The organism is Haladaptatus sp. DYF46, from assembly GCF_021083305.1.
In the GTDB taxonomy this organism is placed as follows: domain Archaea; phylum Halobacteriota; class Halobacteria; order Halobacteriales; family Haladaptataceae; genus Haladaptatus.
In genome coordinates, this window is sequence record NZ_JAJFAY010000004.1 from 401,919 (window position 1) to 418,197 (window position 16,279).

Below are 16,279 nucleotides of genomic sequence, written 5' to 3' on the forward strand. Positions count from 1 at the left end.
CTCACAACCCCAGACCAATGACTCACCCACCAACAACCGATCACCAATCGACGTCAGACCACACGGTTAGTACTGTCTGCAAAATGCTCGCGAATACCACTCGACGTGCTGCTGTGCAGTTTTTCATCGATGAGGGGACGGACATAGCTGAATTCGACACATTGGTCGAATACGTCCACGAAGAAGTTGACACCATCACGTCTCCTGAACAAGCACGAATCGCGCTTGTCCACAAGCATCTCCCAAGACTCGCCGACTACAATATCATCGAGTATGACAAGCACGGTGAGACTGTCTATTATCACGAAACACCGCGTCTTGAACAGTATCTCACTCACATCGAAGAATCGAAGCACGGGAATGATGCGGTATGAAAGACCAGAATACCGAAAATGCGGATACTGAACTCATGGGCGAGTGTGCTAGCTGTGGCAGATCAGTACTCACAATCTATCTTGAGGAGGATGTCTGTCAGAACTGTCGAGAAGATTGACGCCGGTTAGTCGTCAGAATTTCCGCGTTGTTGGTCGCAACTAGCATTTCCCACCAGTGGTCCTTCACTCTGGATCGAGTGTCCACACCCGCTTAGTGCAACATGGAGCAGTGAATCACTCGAAAAACGTCACATTACAAAAACACGCCAATCCCAATGGCGAAGTGACAACTACAAGAGCGGGAATAACTACCGTTCGACCGGAGTTCTCAAAGGGAGTGACGCTCTCGGAGAACACTCACGCCCCCAAGCACGAAAAGCCGATACAACGAGTGCGGAAAAGAGCCCCGTTGAACCCGAGACTGGGTCAATGGCGAGTCGAAGGAGAGAGGCTACACCAACGAGACCGAAGGGGATACCGCCATATCGGTTCGATCTATGTCCGTAAAATCCCATTTCCGTTGGAAACCACTTTGGCGAACGTCACGCTCGCCTACCGCCGACTGCCGGGTTGCGGGTCAACGTGCGGTTTCGCCATCAGGTCCGAAAACCGCGCGTCGTCCAGCCAATCGAGCAACTGAACCAACTGGTCGGTCGCCGCCTCGAAGAGTTCCGCGCCCTTCTCCGGCGTCGCGTCGGTCTGATCGCCGAAGACGCCGTTTTCGCTGTTGTCGATGGCGTCATAGTAGTTCCGCGCGCCGTGAACGGTGGGGTTTCCGTCCAAGAGGTTCACCAGTCCGCTGTCCCGGGCCTCTTTCAACCTGTCCTCGCGCACGAGTTCCGGCGCGATGTGCATGATCATCGCCGTCTCCTTCGGGCCGCCGTGCGGGCCGTTGTGTTCGAAGATGCTGCTGACGAGTTCGGGAATCGACTCGTCCCACATCCACTCGACGGCGAAGGCCACCTCGTCCTCGCGCAGGCGGCGGCCGACTTCGCGGAGGTGTTGCATGTTGCCGCCGTGGGCGTTGACGTAGACGATTCGGTCGATGCCGTGGTAGGTCAGATTGCGCGAAAAGCTCTCGACGTAGTCGCGGAACTGCGGCGGGTCCACCGACATCGTTCCGTGAAACTGCATGTGGTGCGTACTGACGCCGACGTTGATGGTCGGCGTGCAGAGGTAGCCCGCGCGGTCCGCCGCCTCGCGGGCCAACGCCTCCGCGATGAGGTGGTCGGTCGCGAGCGGTAGGTGCGGGCCGTGCTGTTCGGTCGAACCCAACGGAACGACCGCAACGGATTCCTCGGCCACGTAATCCCCGAGTTCGGGCCACGTCTTATCGGCGAGATACATGTGAAAGGAAGGGTGCTCGGAGAGCATAAATTTCAGTACCGCGGAAACGTCCGGGTCAGGACAGACAGTGACCGGCGAGCGAGAAGCCACAGGACTCGAACGCGTACACGGTGTCGGAGTTCGCAGTGACGACGGCGAGGCCGTCCGACAGTGCGATGGAGGATTCGAGTCCGTTCCCGTTTTCGATGGCCCCGAACGAGACTTCCTCGCCGGTTTCCGGGTCCAAAACGGCGATTCCGTCGTCCGACCGGTTTTTCACGGCCCCGACGTAAATCGCCTCGTCCGTGATGGCGGGCGTCGAACGCTCGACACCCGACGGGTAGTTGTGTCGCCACAGTTCGTCACCCGTCGCGGCGTCCAGCGCGACGAAGTCCCGGAGGTTTTCGGTGAAATACACTTTTCCGTCCGCCACTCCCAATCGGCGGCCGAGCCAAGTCCCGCGACCCGAAACCCGCCACTGCTCGTCTCCGGTTCCCGCGTCCAGCGCGACGACGAACGCCTCCCCGCTAGGGAGTTCCCCCGAGACGAAGACGCGGCCGTCCGCGAGCACCGGTGGGCCGTTGGCCGCTAGCTCCGTTTTCCACTGCACGAATCCCGACTTGCCGTTCAGCGCGACGACACCGTAATCCAATCCGGAGAGGTAGACGACGCCCCTCGCGTACGCCGGTGGGAACGTCCATCCCTGTTCGTCCGTTTGCGGGACGTGTTTCCAGACGACCTGCCCGGACGAGTCGTCGATGGCGTACAGCGCTTCCTTCGCCTTCGGGCCGTCGGTGTCCGCCGTGACGCCCGCCGTCGGCGCGTAGACGAATCCGTCGGTAACGACGGAATGGGCCGTTCGGAGGCCGCCTTCGGTCGGCCCGCCGTGCATCGGGACGTGCCAGCGCTCCTCCCCGTCGGTGGTCAGACTGTGGAGACCGTCGAAACACTGGACGAAGAGGTTTCCGTTCGCGTGGACGACCGAATCGAAATAGGTCGCGCCGTTTTCGGTGGCGTCGCGTGGAGACGTCGCAACCTCGAAATCGTCCTTCGGTCTTCCGGTTTCGAGATCGAGAACGCGCACGCCGACGGTATCGGCACCGCTCGAAAACTCGTCGTTGCCGTAGCCGACGTACACCGAATCGTCCACGAGGACGGGCGACGAGACGTTGTAGGTCTCGGGAATGCGGGCCGACCACTTCACCACGGGGTTCGATTTCGGCCCGCGGTGCCGCCGGGCGTCGCCGGTGTTCCCGTCGTCGTAACCGGCACGATGCCAGTCGCCCCGAACGGGGTCGTCGCCGGTACACCCGGCGAGGAGGCCGATCGAACCGGTCCCGACGGCGGCGAGAACGTCGCGTCTGGAGGGCATTGACGTAACGAGTCGAAACGGCGAGCATAAGCTTTCTCATCACAACCGTTTCGTCATCCGGTACCGCTTCGTCACGTAGTCGGCGCGGCGGTAGAGCGACCGGGCGACGTGGTTGTCCGCATGGACGTCCAGCGAGACGAACTCACATTCCAGTCGCCGCGCCCACGCTTCGGCCCGCGAGAGGAGCGCGCTCGCGACGCCCTCCTGCCGGTGGTCCACACAGACGAACAGGCCGTCGATGTACCCCCGCGGCCCGCGGGCGAACACCGGCGGTGAAGAACGTTTCTCGACGGAAACGTAGCCGACCAACCCGTCTTCCTCGGCGACGAACGTGGCGATATCGTCGTCCGAAAAGCGGTCTTTCACGTAGGAGAAGACGTTCTCCCTGACGCCGCTGTCGGCGAGCGTGTCGAAGTCGTCCATCGCCGCCATCTCGCGAGCGAAGGGAAGCCACAGTTCGTCCACGAACCGGACGAGTTCGGACCCCCGTAGTCGCCGGATTCGCATCAGGTGTCCACCCCGAATCCCGTTTCGGTCCGCTCTTCGAGATACGCCTCGACCTTTGGGCGGGCCTCCTCGCGGTTTTCGTGGTGTTCGTGCAGGAACGCTTCGAGGCGCTCTTTTGCGATTTCCTTCAGTTCGCCGGAGAGCATCGCGCCGGATTCGTACTCGCGGCGGATGCGGGCCAGTTCGTCGTCGTCCCGAATCAGGTGGAACGCGAGGAGTTCGAACACCATGTCTTCCTCGACGACGCCGCCCTTTTCGCGGTGTTCCGCGACGCTGGTTCGTCCGCCGGTTTTGGCCGCGTCGATTTTGCGTTTCGCCTCGGAAACGGTGTCCGTGAGTGCGATGTAACTCGTCGGATCCGACGAACTCATCTTCCCGCCCTGCAATCCGCGCATGAACCGATGGTACGTACTCGCCGGTTTTACGTACGCGGTCTCGCGGTAGCGACTCGCGACGTCCCGCGTCAGTCGAACGTGCGGGTCCTGGTCGATGCCGACGGGGACGACGGTCGGTTTCGGCCCGCCGTTTTCGGGTGCCTGCGGACGGAGGATGTCGGCGTACTGTGTCAGCGCCGAGGCGAGTTTTCCGGGCGCGGCGGTTCCGTAGGTGGCCTCGAACTCGTTTTGCGTGACGTACCGCGAGAACAGTTTGCTCCGGACGAGGTGATCGTTGCCCGCCTCCGACTGGAAATAAAAGTCGGTCGCGTCGAGGTCGAGGCCCAACGCGACGTAGTTGAGCAGGTACTCCTCGACGGCGAGTTCGCGGGCCTCGTCGAGCGAAACGCCGCGCGTCGCGTAGGCTTCGATGTCGGCCACACAGAGCGTGAGTTCGGCACCCATCTCCTGAAACATGCGCGCCTGTTCGAGGACGGCGAGGTGTCCGAAGTGGAAGACTCCGGAGGGCATCAGACCCGTCATGACCGCGAACGGGTCGCCCCTATCGCGGGCGTCGAGGACGGTTTCGAGGTCGCGCTGGCCGAAGACGATGCCGCGCCGGACGAGGCGGTTGTCCGGTAGCCTGTCGGCGACGGAGGCGATTGGTTCGATGCCGAACCGTTCCATCGTCCCGCCGTAGTCGGCGATTTCCACGTCGCCCCACGGGTCGATATCGGTCATTTGAGATCACCGCCGAGCGAGCGGCTAACGGGCGATGGGATGGCAGTAGAACGATACGACAGCAGCAGTTGACTATGCCGTGGTCGGCCAAAATCGACCACCGGCGGTAGCGAACGAAGACATGCCGGTTGCTACTCCGTGAGTTGCGGGCAAAAGGGTTTCGCGGGTGTGAGAAAGAGTAGCAAACGCGAGTGGCCGGACGAGCGATTCGGCCGCCGTGGCGGCCGAATCGCTGTTGGCCGTGGAAAGCGTGAGACCACCCATGCCCGCCGATATCGCCCAAGAGGATATCGTTGCCGCGATTCGAGACGCGCCAGCGCCGGTGGTGAACACGACGTATCTCGCGGACGAGATGAGCGTCTCCCGGGAGAGCCTTCGCGACCGACTCGACGAGTTGGTCGCCGACGGCGTACTCGAAAACACGGAAGCGCGCGGCCGAGGCCACCTCTGGTGGCTCTCGGCCGGGCGCGAATTGGACGAGTAGAACGGAGTCGAAAGCGGACTTGACTCGACAATTTCGTTGAGCGCTCCGTTCAGTTGGCGATCATCGGTGCTTCACCGACCCATCTATCCGTCTCCGCCGCTCGAACCATGAACGCCGCCACAGTAGCTCGTGAGACCGTTGACAGGGTGGTGAGTTTGAGATATCCCGTTCGATAGTCGCGAGTGCGCGGGCCGCTCCGCAGCCACGGCGGCCTAACCATGACCCATTCGTAATCGCTTGCTGCGAGCGTTCGCATGAACCGTTCCCCTCCCTCGATGAGATCGCTTGCGACGAGGTTCGTCGCGGATGAGAGAATCCGTCCCGAAACCGAGAACGGATCTTTTGGATGAGAAATAACTCTGCCGCCGAGAATCACGACCCGCGGAACGTCGTGAGTTCGCATCGCAGCGAAGATGTTCTTCCCACCCCGAATCGCCACGTCGACAGGGGAACCTTTCGCCGGTCCAAGCGCGCTGAGCACGACATCGGCTCCCCGAACGGCGCGTTCGACCGCATCCGTGTCGAGGACGTCACCCTCGACGATGGAGAGATGACCGTTGTCGCAGTGGATCGGATCCACTTTCTCCGGGCTTCGAACGAACGCCCGTACCTCGTGCTCCCTTAACAGCGCGGTATCCACGACGTGCCGGCCGACGCGACCCGTCGCCCCGAACACGACGACTTCCATTCAGTTCTCGTCCCCGTCGCTCGTCTTGAGAACGATCTTCCCGCGGACGTGCCCTTCCTCGCTCAATTCGTGTGCGTGCCGTGCTTCGGCCAGCGGGAACACCGTATCGAGCGTCGGCGCGACGGTACCGTCGTCGAGGAATTCGGAGATGTCTTCCAACCAGTTACGGTCGAAAGTGTCCGCCTGAACCAGTCGGACGCCGTGCCCGTCCGCTGCCGCCTCCTGTTCCGGCGTGAGGTTCAGCGGGAGGTTGTCGATGACCCCGCTTTCCTTCACGATTTCGAGCGAGCGAGTGAAGGTATCGCCACCGATCGCGTCGATCACCACATCGACCGGTTCGACGGCGTCCTCGAAGCGCTCCTCGCGGTAGTTGACGAACTCGTCCACACCTAGATCGCGGAGGAATTCCTCGTTCGACCCGGAGGCGGTACCGATGACGTGAGCGCCCCGGTGCTTTGCGAACTGGACGGCGAAGTGACCCACACCGCCCGCCGCAGCGTGAATCAGTATACGCTGACCGGCTTGGAGATCGGTCAGTTGCATCGACCGCCACGCGGTGAGTCCCGCCATTGGAACCGCGGCCGCTTCCTCGAACGAGAGCGACGCCGGTTTCTGACCGAGTTTTCCCTCCGTCGGGGAAATCGTGACCGCTTCCGCGTACGCGCCGCCGTCGCCGGGAAACGGCAGTATTCCGTACACTTCCTCTCCCAGTTCGAACCCGCTCACGTCCGTCCCGACTTCGTCGACGACGCCAGCGATATCCCACCCTGGAATCCACGGAAGATCGATGGGGAACGGGGCTCCTTGGCGAATCTTATAATCGACCGGATTTACACCGGCCGCGTGAATCCTGACACGTACCTCGTCGGCGGCCGGTTCCGACGTCTCTATCTCCTCGTACCGAAGGTTCGATACATCACCAAACTCGTGAACACGTACTGCTTTCATCTATGATCGCTCCTGAATTTGTACCGCCGTGCTGCACTGTACCGGACGTGTTTACCGTCCGTGCCGTCGGATTCGTAGCATCGGCGTCTAACCACACCGAACGCTACGCCCCTCGTTCGGATGAGCCGATAGCCCCACAAATGGGGTAGTATTTGACTAACCGTCTCGTACCCAATAGCACGGTGTACCGATCGAATCGGCCACACAAACACGAGCACTCATGAGATCGATAACGTTCGACGTAACGCGGTCCGGCGGATTCCACCCGACAGTTCACGGACTGCACGCTACCGAATCCGCCCCCGCTCGGAAATCGATCCTCCACTTCAACGTGCTGGATGACGGAACGATGGTCATGTTAGCTCACATCCACGGTGATCCCGGCCGCACGTGTCAGTTGATCGAGCAAAATCCGGGCGTGATCGAGTACAGCGTTTCGGACGAGGGAGACGGTACCGGACTCATGTACCTTCACAGTCGGCTTCCGGACCAGATGCGTGGAATCATCCGCCCCCTCGATGAACACGAGGTGTTCTTCGAGTCCCTCGAATACGTCTCCGAGGACGAGATTCGGATGACCATGATCGGCGAGACGAACGAGATATTGCAGCGAGCGCTCGCAGAGATCCCTGACGAGATCGACATCACCGTCGAGCGGATCGGCGCGTACTCGGCGGGGACGAACGATCTCTCTGGGTTGTTGACCGACCGTCAACGGGAGATTTTGGAGATCGCCATGGAACTCGGCTACTACGAGAACCCGCGGCGCACCACCCATAGCGAAATCGCAAAGCGCGTCGGAATCGACGCGAGTACGGTCAGCGAACACATGCGAAAGATCGAAGCCCGAGCGTTCGATTTCCTCGCTTGAAAGCCCGATTTCGGCTCGGCTACTGCCGTCGGACGCCGTAGTGAGAGCGGCGACAATTATTCGCTCGGCAACAGCGCGTAGAGTCCGAGCGCAACCGCCGACAGCGCGCCGAGGATGACGAACGCGGCGTTGAGGCGGTCCGCGTCGGCGAAGAACCCCATGAACGTGGAACCGAGCGAACCGACGAGGAAGAACCCGGTTCGGATGAACCCCCACGCGGAGCCCTCGATGTGGTCGGGGAGCGCGCCGATGATGTAGGAGTTCGTGACGGCGTTGACGGCCATTCGCGTGCCGAGAACCCCGACGACGACGGCGATGGCGAGGGTTCCCGAGACGAACGTGAGCGCGATGGGGGCGACGACTCCGACGGCGGTGACGGCGAGGAGGACGGGTTTGATTCCGATCCTGTCCGCGGCGCTACCGGCGACGATTTGGGAGACGGCACCGGTGACGAACATGAACCCGAACAGCAGGGCGGCGGTGCTCTGACTCAGTCCCTTCGTTTGGAGGTACGTCGGCAGGAACGCCGTGATACCCTGATAGGCGAACAGCAGAATCGCCACCGAGACGGTCGCGAGCAGGATGGAGCGGTCCGAGAGGGTTCCGAGGAGTTCGCCGAAATCCGGCAGCGCGGACGCAGTGGATTCGCCGCCGTCCGAAACGGCATCGGAATCCCGGCCCGACGCTGTGCTCGATTTGTCGTCACTCGGTTGCTCGTCCTCGGACGGGCGTTCGGGGACGACGCGCCACGCGAACGCCGCCATGACGAAGAACGGAACCGCCAACCCGGCGAGGATGGCCCGCCATCCGACGGCACCCACGACGCCCGCCGCGACGTTCGGGAGGAAGGCGGAACCGAGACTGCCGATGGCGAGCGTTACGCCGAAGGCAGCGCCCGCGTTTCGCGTGAACGTGCGCGAGAGGACGGTTCCGCGACTCGGGCCGTACAATCCGGAGCCGAGTCCGTAGGCCGCGCTGCCGACGAAGAAGACGCCGAACAGCGGCGCGAACCCGAGGACGAGCATGCTCACGCCCGACAGACAGAGGCTGGCGGTCAGCAGTCGTCGCTCGCCGAGGCGGTTGACCAACACTCCCGCGGGAAACTGCATGAGGGCGTAGCCTATCCAGAGGGTCGTGATGGCGAGTCCGGCGTACGCATCCGAGATGTGAAACGTCGCCTCGATTTGTGGCAGCAGGGTCGGGATGATAAACCGCATGCCGAGGGTGAACGCCCACCCGATTGCGACGACGACGAGGAGCCACCCGCGACCGTCGCCACGAAGGCCGCCGAGCGTCCCCCCAACCTGCCGAGATAGAGACCGATAGCGCGGAGACATTGCGTGATTCGACCAACGTTCTGCGGGCGGTTAAACGGGCGGATGTGGGGCCAATCTGTCCGGTTTTTCCGGGGCGGGAGGCGTTTTCGAACGCGATCCGTCACCGTCAAACCGTCAAATCCACCCGTCGCAACCGCTGGGCGTTGATGGCGACGATGACCGTGCTGGCGGACATGAACACGGCACCGATCGCCGGCGAGAGGAGGATTCCGAACGGTGCGAGGATCCCCGCCGCGAGCGGGAGCGCGAAGACGTTGTATCCGGTCGCCCACACGAGGTTTTCCTGCATCTTTCGATAGCTCGCGCGGCTGAGTCGGATCAGTTTCACCACGTCGAGCGGGTCGTTCTCCACGAGGACGATGTCCGCCGACTCGATGGCGACGTCGGTGCCGCTCCCGATGGCGATGCCGACGGTGGCGCGTGTCAGTGCAGGTGCGTCGTTCACGCCGTCGCCGACCATCGCCACCCGCTTTCCCTCCTCCCGGAGGTCCGTGATGCGCTCGTCCTTCTCGTCGGGCAGCACCTCGGCGAAGTACGTGTCGATGCCCAACTCCTCCGAGACGGCCCGGGCGACGGCCTCGCTGTCGCCGGTCAGCATGGCGACTTCGATACCCATCCCGTGAAGCGCGTCGACGGCGCGTCTGCTCTCGTCCCGAACCACGTCGGCCAGCGCGAACCCGGCGACGACGCGCCCCTCCGAGACGAGGTAGACGACAGTTTGTCCGTTCTCCCCGGCGGTTCGCTCGAAATCGACGAGGTCGGACGGGAGGTCCGCATCGACCAGTTCGAGGAGGTTCGACCCGCCGACGAGCGTTTCACGGTCCTCGACGGTTGCGCGGACGCCGCGCCCCTTGCTGTTCTCGAACGCGCTCGCAGTTGGGGGCGAAACGTCTTCGTCGCGTGCGTGGCGTCGAATCGCCTGTGCGATGGGATGTTCGGAATCGGCTTCGACGGCCGCCGCAACCGCCGTCGCCCGGTCCTCGGTCCACCCCTCGACGGTTTCGACGGCGACGACGCCCTGTTCGCCCTCCGTCAGCGTCCCCGTCTTGTCGAAGACGACCGTATCGAGCGTTCTCGCGTCCTCCATGGCGATGCGGTCGCGGACGAGGACGCCGTCGTTCGCGGCCATCGAGGTGTTGATGGCGACGACGAGCGGCACCGCCAATCCCAGCGCGTGCGGGCAGGCGATGACGAGCACCGTGACGACCCGTTCGACCACGTCGAGGCCGAAACCGGTGGCGAGAAACCACGCGATTCCAGTGACGGCGGCGACCGAAAGCGCGACGTAAAAGAGCCACCCCGCCGCCCGGTCGGCGAGCAGTTGCGTTCTGGATTTGCTCCCCTGTGCCTCCTCGACGAGTCGCATGATGCCCGCGAGGGCCGTCTCGTCGCCCGTCGCGTCCACCCGAATTCGAAGGCTTCCGTCGCCGCTGTTGACGGTCCCGGCGATGACCTCGTCGTCGGGGCGCTTGCCCACCGGCCGCGATTCGCCGGTTATCATCGACTCGTTCGCCGACGACTCTCCCCGTTCGACCACGCCGTCCGCGGGAATGCTCGCTCCGGGGCGAACCAGCACGCGGTCCGCGGTGTCCAACTCGGCGACCGGTACCTCCTCCGTCTCGCCGTCGCTCGCGATTCGCTCCGCCGTGTCCGGCATGAGACGGGCCAACTCGTCCAGCGCGCCGGAGGCCTGGCGAACGCTCCGCATCTCCAACCAGTGGCCGAGCAGCATGATGTCGATCAGCGTCACGAGTTCCCAGAAGAATCCCGTCGTCCCGGGCAGGAAGAACGCCGCCGCGATGCTGTAGACGAACGCCACGGTGATGGCGAGCGAGACGAGCATCATCATCGCCGGTTGGCGGTTCTCGAACTCCACCCGCGCCATCGAGAGGAACGGGGACCCGCCGTACACGAAGACGACGACGGCGAGCAGCGGGGTTATCGACTCGCTCCCCGGGAATCGAAGCGCGACGTATCCGAGCGACTCCTGTACGAACGGGCTGAAGTAGAGGACCGGTACCGACAGGACGAGACAGACCCAAAATCGACGTCGGAAGACGGCTTCGTGGCCGCGGTGGTCCACGTGCGCGCGGTGACGTTCTTCGGGAGGCGGTCGCTCCTCGATACGGCGTTCCTCGATGTGTGACATTCGTTCCCACCCCAAAGGGGGTACGACGGAGCGGAGCATCAACTTGTCCGATGGGCGGGAAGGCGAGTGATCGAGCATCTGCACTTCGCGCCGGTGTACCGTTTACTTTTAATACCGTTTTCGACAGGTAGAGCGTCCGACAGCAACGAAAGCGGAAGAGATAATCGGGACGAATCATATAGCCTTACCCTCAGAATGGCAGGCAACTCCTCCGACTCGTCGCTCAAATCGGTCTCCCGAGGTGCCTCCTTTTTCATGGCCGGAAAGGGCCTCGACAACGTCTTCCGATTCCTGCTGAACTGGATTCTGGTTCGCGGACTCGGCGGCGTGCTGTTCAGCGTCTACACGCTCGGGTTGGTCATCCTGACCTTCGCGCAGGTGTTCACCAATCTCGGGACGAATCAGGCCATCATGAAGTTCGTCCCGATGTACGAGGACGACCCGGGGAAACGCCAGCGCATGCTGGGGTTATCCTATCTCACGTCGCTGGTCGCGGGCGTCGCCATCGGGATACTCATCTATCTCCTCGCACCGTGGCTGACGCAGTTCGTGGACCCGGCGTATCAACCGTACTTCACGAACGTCGTGCGTCTGTTCGCGCTCCTGCTCCCGCTCGACACGTTGATGAGTTGTTTCGGAAGCCTGTTCAAGAGCGTCGAAATCCCCGAATATCAGGTCGCCATTCGCAACGTCCTGATTCCGTTCGCTCGCGTCGTCGCCGTCGGTATCGCGCTTCTCCTCGGTGCCGCGCTGTTCGGAACGGTCGCCGCGACGGTGGTCGCCACGTGTATCACCTTCTGTCTCGCCGTGTGGTTGGTGATGACGCGGGCAGACATCACGCCGACGTTCCGCGGCGCGTCGCGCGAGGAACTCGTCGAGTTTTACGACTTCTCGCTCCCGCTGACGCTCAATCACGCCGGACAGGTCCTCGCAAACAAGGTCGACCTGCTGATGGTGGGCTTTCTCGCGGGAGCGTACATCACCACGAAGGACGCCGTCGGGATTTACAAGATCGCCACGGTGCTCGGCGGCATCCTCCTCCTGCCGCTGAGCGGGTTCAATCAACTGTTTCCGTCCATCGCGTCCCGGCTGTACAACGACGGCGAGATGGACGATTTGGAGGCGTTGTTCCGCCGCGTGACCCGGTGGACGTTCACGATGGGGTTGTTCCCGGCCATCGGGGCCGCCATCTACGCCCGCGAGTTGCTGGTCCTGTTCAGCGATTCGTTCGCCCAACAGGGGGTGGGCGTCCTGTTGTTGTTCGTCGTCGCGCAACTCGCCAACGCGAGCGTCGGCCCGTCGGGATACGTGCTCATGATGACCGACAACCACTACCTGACGGTCGCGAACCAGTGGCTGCTGGGCATCTGTAACGTCGTCCTCAACTACCTGTTCATCCGGGAGTACGGCCTCATCGGGGCGGCGCTCGCCACCGCGACGGTCATCGTGGCCATCAACGTCCTCCGCGTCGTGGAGGTGTGGTACACCGTCGGCCTGTTCCCGTACTCCCGAAAGTACGTCAAACCGCTCATCGCGGGGGCGGCGACGGCCATCGCCATGCTCGCCACGAAGTCCGTTCTCGCGGGCTACGTGGCCGGAATCGGGTCCCCGGGTATCGCCGCACTCGTGCAGGGCGCGGTCGGGGGACTCGTCGGCCTCGCCGTCTTCGGAGGCTCACTGTATCTGCTCGGTATCGAACAGGAAGACCGCGAGTTCGTGACCGAAAACATCCCGAGTTGAGTGTGCGTACCTCGACGGCAGTTCCGAACGCGCGCCACAGGCGCGCTCGACCGTTCGCGGGAGTCCACGTTCGTGCTCGTCAGTACGTGATGCTGAAGCCTCCCGTGTCGTTGCCGGTGCCGCCGTTCTCGTAGGTGAAGTAGTAGTCGATGACGTCCCCGGACGAGAAGTCGCCGACGACGTAATCCGGTGTCGTTGTGAGCGTGTGCGTGTCGCCGTTCGGGTTGTTCATTCGGTAGTTGTACTGCGTGCTCCCGTTGACCGTGTAGTGGAGGTCGACCCAGTTCGAACCGACGTTCGAGACGAATTCGAAGGAGAGTTCGTCGGTGGTCGTATCGCTATCCGACCCGTCGATTCGGGTGACGTTCTGACTGAAATCGCCGCCCGACGAGTTCGTCGTGACGCTGACCGTGTCGGAGGCACCCGACTCGTTACCCGCACCGTCTACGGCCGTCACGGAGAAATCGTACGTCGTTCCGCCCGAGAGGCCGGAAACCGTGGTGGACGTGCTTCCCGCGGATACGTTCTGGCTCCGCGAACCGTCCACGTAAACGACGTAGTGATCCAGCCCGGACCCGCCGGTGTCGCTCGCGGCGCTCCAGTCGAGGTCGACGGACGACCCTGTGTGGCCCGGCGACGAGAGGTTCGACGGCACCGTCGGTGCCGTCGTGTCGGACGAATCGCCACCGTCATCGTTCCCGCCGGTGCTCGTCGCCATCGAGTTGGCGGGGACGGACAACGACGTTCCGTCCGAGAAACTCACAGTAATTGCCGAACTCTCCCCGTTGTAGGCGACGTAGGTCTTCCCCGTCCCGTCGTCGAAGACGTACGCCAGCGGATAGTCCGCGGTCACGGACGGGTCGGGGTTCCCCATCCCGTCGATGTTGTAAATCCAATGGTAGGTTCGGGCTTTCGTCTCGCCCGCCTCCGGCGAGTAGGAGCTTTTCTTCGCTTGGAACATGCTCTTTGCGTCCGATGGGTTCGAGAACACGCGGTAGTTCCACATGATGTCGGGCCAGAGGTTCCAGTCGCCGCCGTTGTCGTCGTTTTCCACCGCCTCGGAGTAGTTTCGCTCGGCCAACTGGGAGTCCCACCCCAGATACAGCGAGTGGCCGCCGAACGGCAGGTAGTTGATGCCGTGAATCGCCTCGGCGTCCCCGTTGAACCACGTCGCGTAGGAGTACTTGACGCCCCAGACGATGCCCGCGGTGTCGTGGCTCCAGCCCTCGGGCTGATTTTGATCGTCAACGTCGAACCAGTACTCCATGGCCGAAATCACCTCGTGGGTGTAGAGATACGCCGCCCAGTTCAACATCTCGTCGTTCCCCGTGTACACCGCCCACTGGACCATCGCGCCGTAGGCGTTGATGGCCTCGGAAGACGATTCTTGGTCGTTTCCACCAGCGAACTCCGCGGTGCCGGACGCCCACGAGTGGCCGGTGAAGGGACTGAAGTTCCGCAGGAAGGGGAACGAGTCGGCCGGGTTCGTCGCGGGTTCCTGTGGGTTGGCCCGGTTCGGCCGCTCCCAGTTCGCGTAGTCGCGGACGATGAGGTCCACCATCCCGCCCCAGTTTCCGTCGTCGCCCCACGACTCGTCGTTTCGGACGGTCTCGGCGGCACCGCGAACGAAGTAGCCGTAGTGGAAGTGGTGGTCGTTCATGCCGCTGGCCGACCCGTACGAGTCGGGGTAGCCGATGAGCGTTCCCCACCCGTCGTCGTAGTAAAAGAGGGTACCGCTCTCGCCGCTTCCCGCGGTCAGCCAGTTTTCCAATCGCGACCGGATGGCGTCGTGGAGCGCGTCCCGTTTGCTCGTGTTCCCGACTTGGTTCGCTATCGGTGCGGCCTCCGCCGCCCGTCCGAACTCCTTCCCGGTCGAGTAGGTGTCGCTGCCGCCGAGGCTGGCCGACACGTCGTCGACGTAACTCGCCAGTTCCGACCTGTCGTACGTCCCCTCGTCGGGGAGAAACGGGAGCACGCCGCGGAATGGATGGGTCGTCGTGAACGCCGACCCGCTCAGCGTCTTCATCGTGCCGCGGGGGCACTCGTAGGTGTAGCTCGACAGCGCATCGTCGGTGTACTTGTGGTGATGCGGATACAGCCCCGTGATGGTCGCGTTCCCGCCGACTTGGCTCTCCGGTTTGTTGTCGGTGGCGAAGGAGTAGGTCGTTCGGATTTCGCCAGCGGACCGGTCGTACGTGGGGGAAACACGGGTCGCGTCGCCCGCGCCGGTGTCCATGACGAAGTTGTAGGCATACCGCTCGAACGCGTCGAGCGTCGAAGTCGTGCCGTCCGGAAGGATAGCGACCGACAGGTAACCTCCCGACAGGGCGTTGGTCAGCGTCGCCGACCCGACGCCGGACCAGTCGTCGCCCGATGGCGCGAACAGGCCGTAGTGTTTGCCGTCGTGGGTCAGGCCGAGGACGTTCCCGCGGTCGGCCCAAACGGTCGGAGCCGACGGGAATCCGAGTTCGGCACCGCCCCCCTCGTACTCACAGAAGACGAACGGAGACCCCTTCGTCAGCGACGCTGTGAGGGTCGCGGCCGTCCCCGTGCCCCATTTGAGCGTCACCGACCAATCGCTGTGGCCGTCGACCCGCGTGTCCGCGAACGTGCCCGCGGTGTGACCCAGCGTGAAGTCGCGCTGGACGTTCATCTTCGCGTCCTCGTTGGGATAGTTCCACGTCGTCGGATGGCCGACGTCGAGACCGGAGTCGTTCGCCAACGCGTACCCGGGGTGGAAAAAGAGGTTGTTCGAATAGCCGGTTACCAGCGCCGACGACCACCAGTCGTTGGAGGGAATCGGGGCCGCGACGTTCCCGGTGGTGTACAGCGTCGCTGGAGGTCCGTCCTCACCCGACGGTTTCGTACCGGCGTAACTGCCGTTGCCGACGCCGTGGATGTCGCTCGCCGCCAGTACCGGCGTTGGAATCGCCGAACCGGCCAACCCGGCGGCCCCGAACGCTTTGAAGTACGTTCGTCGAGACAGCGAGAAGGAGTCGTTGTGCTGGTTCGAAATGTCGGATTCGTTCGAGTCGTTCGGTTCGTTCGAGTCGTGCGGGTGCTTCCGCCTGTCGTCCGTTTCTCTGGTAGGGTCGTTCATACGTGCATCCTGATCGCAGTTATTTCTTGAATACTGCGATAAAAATTATTTACTACATCAATGGATAAAATTATTTCCCTACCCATCAACTCTGCAAAATATCCCGGTCGATACACGAGACCGTGTACCCGGTGGCACCGGATCTATCGACGGATATCGTCGGGAGATACCCCCGGACGGGAAATCGAGAACAAAAATGACGATTCGACGCGGGGCGTGCGTGGAAGGTTTTCCAAAATTTCCGACGAACGGTTACGGAACTGTCGGT

General features: G+C 62.8%; 13 protein-coding genes. 4 read left to right on the top strand and 9 right to left on the bottom strand.

Annotated features, from left to right (window positions below):
• Positions 1 to 113 precede the first annotated feature (113 nt).
• Positions 114 to 374, top strand: coding sequence for a hypothetical protein (locus LJF34_RS20085; RefSeq protein WP_231187189.1), 261 nt, complete (start codon positions 114 to 116; stop codon positions 372 to 374).
• A gap of 552 nt (positions 375 to 926) precedes the next feature.
• Here the strand turns inward: LJF34_RS20085 and LJF34_RS20090 are convergent.
• From LJF34_RS20090 to trpS, 4 genes are read right to left on the bottom strand one after another with little or no spacing between them, the layout of a single operon-like run.
• Entirely contained in the window at positions 927 to 1,721 is a 795-nt protein-coding gene (locus tag LJF34_RS20090) for a creatininase family protein (protein WP_231187190.1), read from the bottom strand.
• A 55-nt stretch (positions 1,722 to 1,776) separates the two neighbouring features.
• Entirely contained in the window at positions 1,777 to 3,072 is a 1,296-nt protein-coding gene (locus LJF34_RS20095) for a PQQ-binding-like beta-propeller repeat protein (protein WP_231187191.1), read from the bottom strand.
• 39 nt (positions 3,073 to 3,111) lie between these two features.
• Positions 3,112 to 3,579: a GNAT family N-acetyltransferase gene (locus LJF34_RS20100; protein ID WP_231187193.1), complete on the bottom strand. Its 468-nt coding sequence runs from the start codon at positions 3,577 to 3,579 to the stop codon at positions 3,112 to 3,114.
• Positions 3,579 to 4,694, bottom strand: coding sequence for a tryptophan--tRNA ligase (gene trpS / locus LJF34_RS20105; protein ID WP_231187195.1), 1,116 nt, complete (start codon positions 4,692 to 4,694; stop codon positions 3,579 to 3,581). The genes LJF34_RS20100 and trpS overlap by 1 nt, the downstream gene beginning before the upstream one ends.
• Positions 4,695 to 4,956: 262 nt before the next feature.
• On the opposite strand from trpS, the gene LJF34_RS20110 reads away from it, so the two are divergent.
• Positions 4,957 to 5,178: a hypothetical protein gene (locus LJF34_RS20110; protein WP_231187197.1), complete on the top strand. Its 222-nt coding sequence runs from the start codon at positions 4,957 to 4,959 to the stop codon at positions 5,176 to 5,178.
• A 49-nt stretch (positions 5,179 to 5,227) separates the two neighbouring features.
• Here LJF34_RS20110 and LJF34_RS20115 read toward each other — a convergent pair whose 3' ends face one another.
• Entirely contained in the window at positions 5,228 to 5,866 is a 639-nt protein-coding gene (locus LJF34_RS20115) for an NAD(P)H-binding protein (protein WP_231187199.1), read from the bottom strand.
• Positions 5,867 to 6,814, bottom strand: a complete 948-nt coding sequence (locus tag LJF34_RS20120) for an NADP-dependent oxidoreductase (RefSeq protein WP_231187201.1) — start codon at positions 6,812 to 6,814, stop codon at positions 5,867 to 5,869.
• Positions 6,815 to 7,034: 220 nt separating this feature from the next.
• Between LJF34_RS20120 and LJF34_RS20125 the strand changes: the two genes are divergently transcribed.
• Positions 7,035 to 7,685, top strand: a complete 651-nt coding sequence (locus tag LJF34_RS20125; RefSeq protein ID WP_231187204.1) for a helix-turn-helix domain-containing protein — start codon at positions 7,035 to 7,037, stop codon at positions 7,683 to 7,685.
• Positions 7,686 to 7,741: 56 nt separating this feature from the next.
• Here LJF34_RS20125 and LJF34_RS20130 read toward each other — a convergent pair whose 3' ends face one another.
• Positions 7,742 to 9,022: an MFS transporter gene (locus LJF34_RS20130; RefSeq protein WP_231187206.1), complete on the bottom strand. Its 1,281-nt coding sequence runs from the start codon at positions 9,020 to 9,022 to the stop codon at positions 7,742 to 7,744.
• Between the two features lie 106 nt (positions 9,023 to 9,128).
• The gene (locus LJF34_RS20135; protein WP_231187209.1) at positions 9,129 to 11,171 is read right to left on the bottom strand and encodes a copper-translocating P-type ATPase; all 2,043 of its coding nucleotides are present in this window, start codon (positions 11,169 to 11,171) and stop codon (positions 9,129 to 9,131) included.
• A 195-nt stretch (positions 11,172 to 11,366) separates the two neighbouring features.
• On the opposite strand from LJF34_RS20135, the gene LJF34_RS20140 reads away from it, so the two are divergent.
• A complete protein-coding gene (locus LJF34_RS20140; protein ID WP_231187211.1) occupies positions 11,367 to 12,911 on the top strand; it encodes an oligosaccharide flippase family protein in 1,545 nt (514 codons plus the stop codon).
• 79 nt (positions 12,912 to 12,990) lie between these two features.
• Here the strand turns inward: LJF34_RS20140 and LJF34_RS20145 are convergent, their stop codons facing one another.
• Entirely contained in the window at positions 12,991 to 16,011 is a 3,021-nt protein-coding gene (locus LJF34_RS20145; RefSeq protein WP_231187213.1) for a glycosyl hydrolase, read from the bottom strand.
• Between the last annotated feature and the right edge of the window lie 268 nt (positions 16,012 to 16,279).

Excerpts from the sequence above, each read along its gene's own strand:
- trpS (WP_231187195.1), bottom strand. The coding sequence starts at position 4,694 with ATGACCGATATCGACCCGTGGGGCGACGTGGAAATCGCCGACTACGGC.
- LJF34_RS20130 (WP_231187206.1), bottom strand. The coding sequence starts at position 9,022 with ATGTCTCCGCGCTATCGGTCTCTATCTCGGCAGGTTGGGGGGACGCTC.
- LJF34_RS20140 (WP_231187211.1), top strand. The coding sequence starts at position 11,367 with ATGGCAGGCAACTCCTCCGACTCGTCGCTCAAATCGGTCTCCCGAGGT.
- LJF34_RS20090 (WP_231187190.1), bottom strand. The coding sequence starts at position 1,721 with ATGTATCTCGCCGATAAGACGTGGCCCGAACTCGGGGATTACGTGGCC.
- LJF34_RS20110 (WP_231187197.1), top strand. The coding sequence starts at position 4,957 with ATGCCCGCCGATATCGCCCAAGAGGATATCGTTGCCGCGATTCGAGAC.
- LJF34_RS20120 (WP_231187201.1), bottom strand. The coding sequence starts at position 6,814 with ATGAAAGCAGTACGTGTTCACGAGTTTGGTGATGTATCGAACCTTCGG.
- LJF34_RS20115 (WP_231187199.1), bottom strand. The coding sequence starts at position 5,866 with ATGGAAGTCGTCGTGTTCGGGGCGACGGGTCGCGTCGGCCGGCACGTC.
- LJF34_RS20125 (WP_231187204.1), top strand. The coding sequence starts at position 7,035 with ATGAGATCGATAACGTTCGACGTAACGCGGTCCGGCGGATTCCACCCG.
- LJF34_RS20095 (WP_231187191.1), bottom strand. The coding sequence starts at position 3,072 with ATGCCCTCCAGACGCGACGTTCTCGCCGCCGTCGGGACCGGTTCGATC.
- LJF34_RS20135 (WP_231187209.1), bottom strand. The coding sequence starts at position 11,171 with ATGTCACACATCGAGGAACGCCGTATCGAGGAGCGACCGCCTCCCGAA.
- LJF34_RS20145 (WP_231187213.1), bottom strand. The coding sequence starts at position 16,011 with ATGAACGACCCTACCAGAGAAACGGACGACAGGCGGAAGCACCCGCAC.
- LJF34_RS20100 (WP_231187193.1), bottom strand. The coding sequence starts at position 3,579 with ATGCGAATCCGGCGACTACGGGGGTCCGAACTCGTCCGGTTCGTGGAC.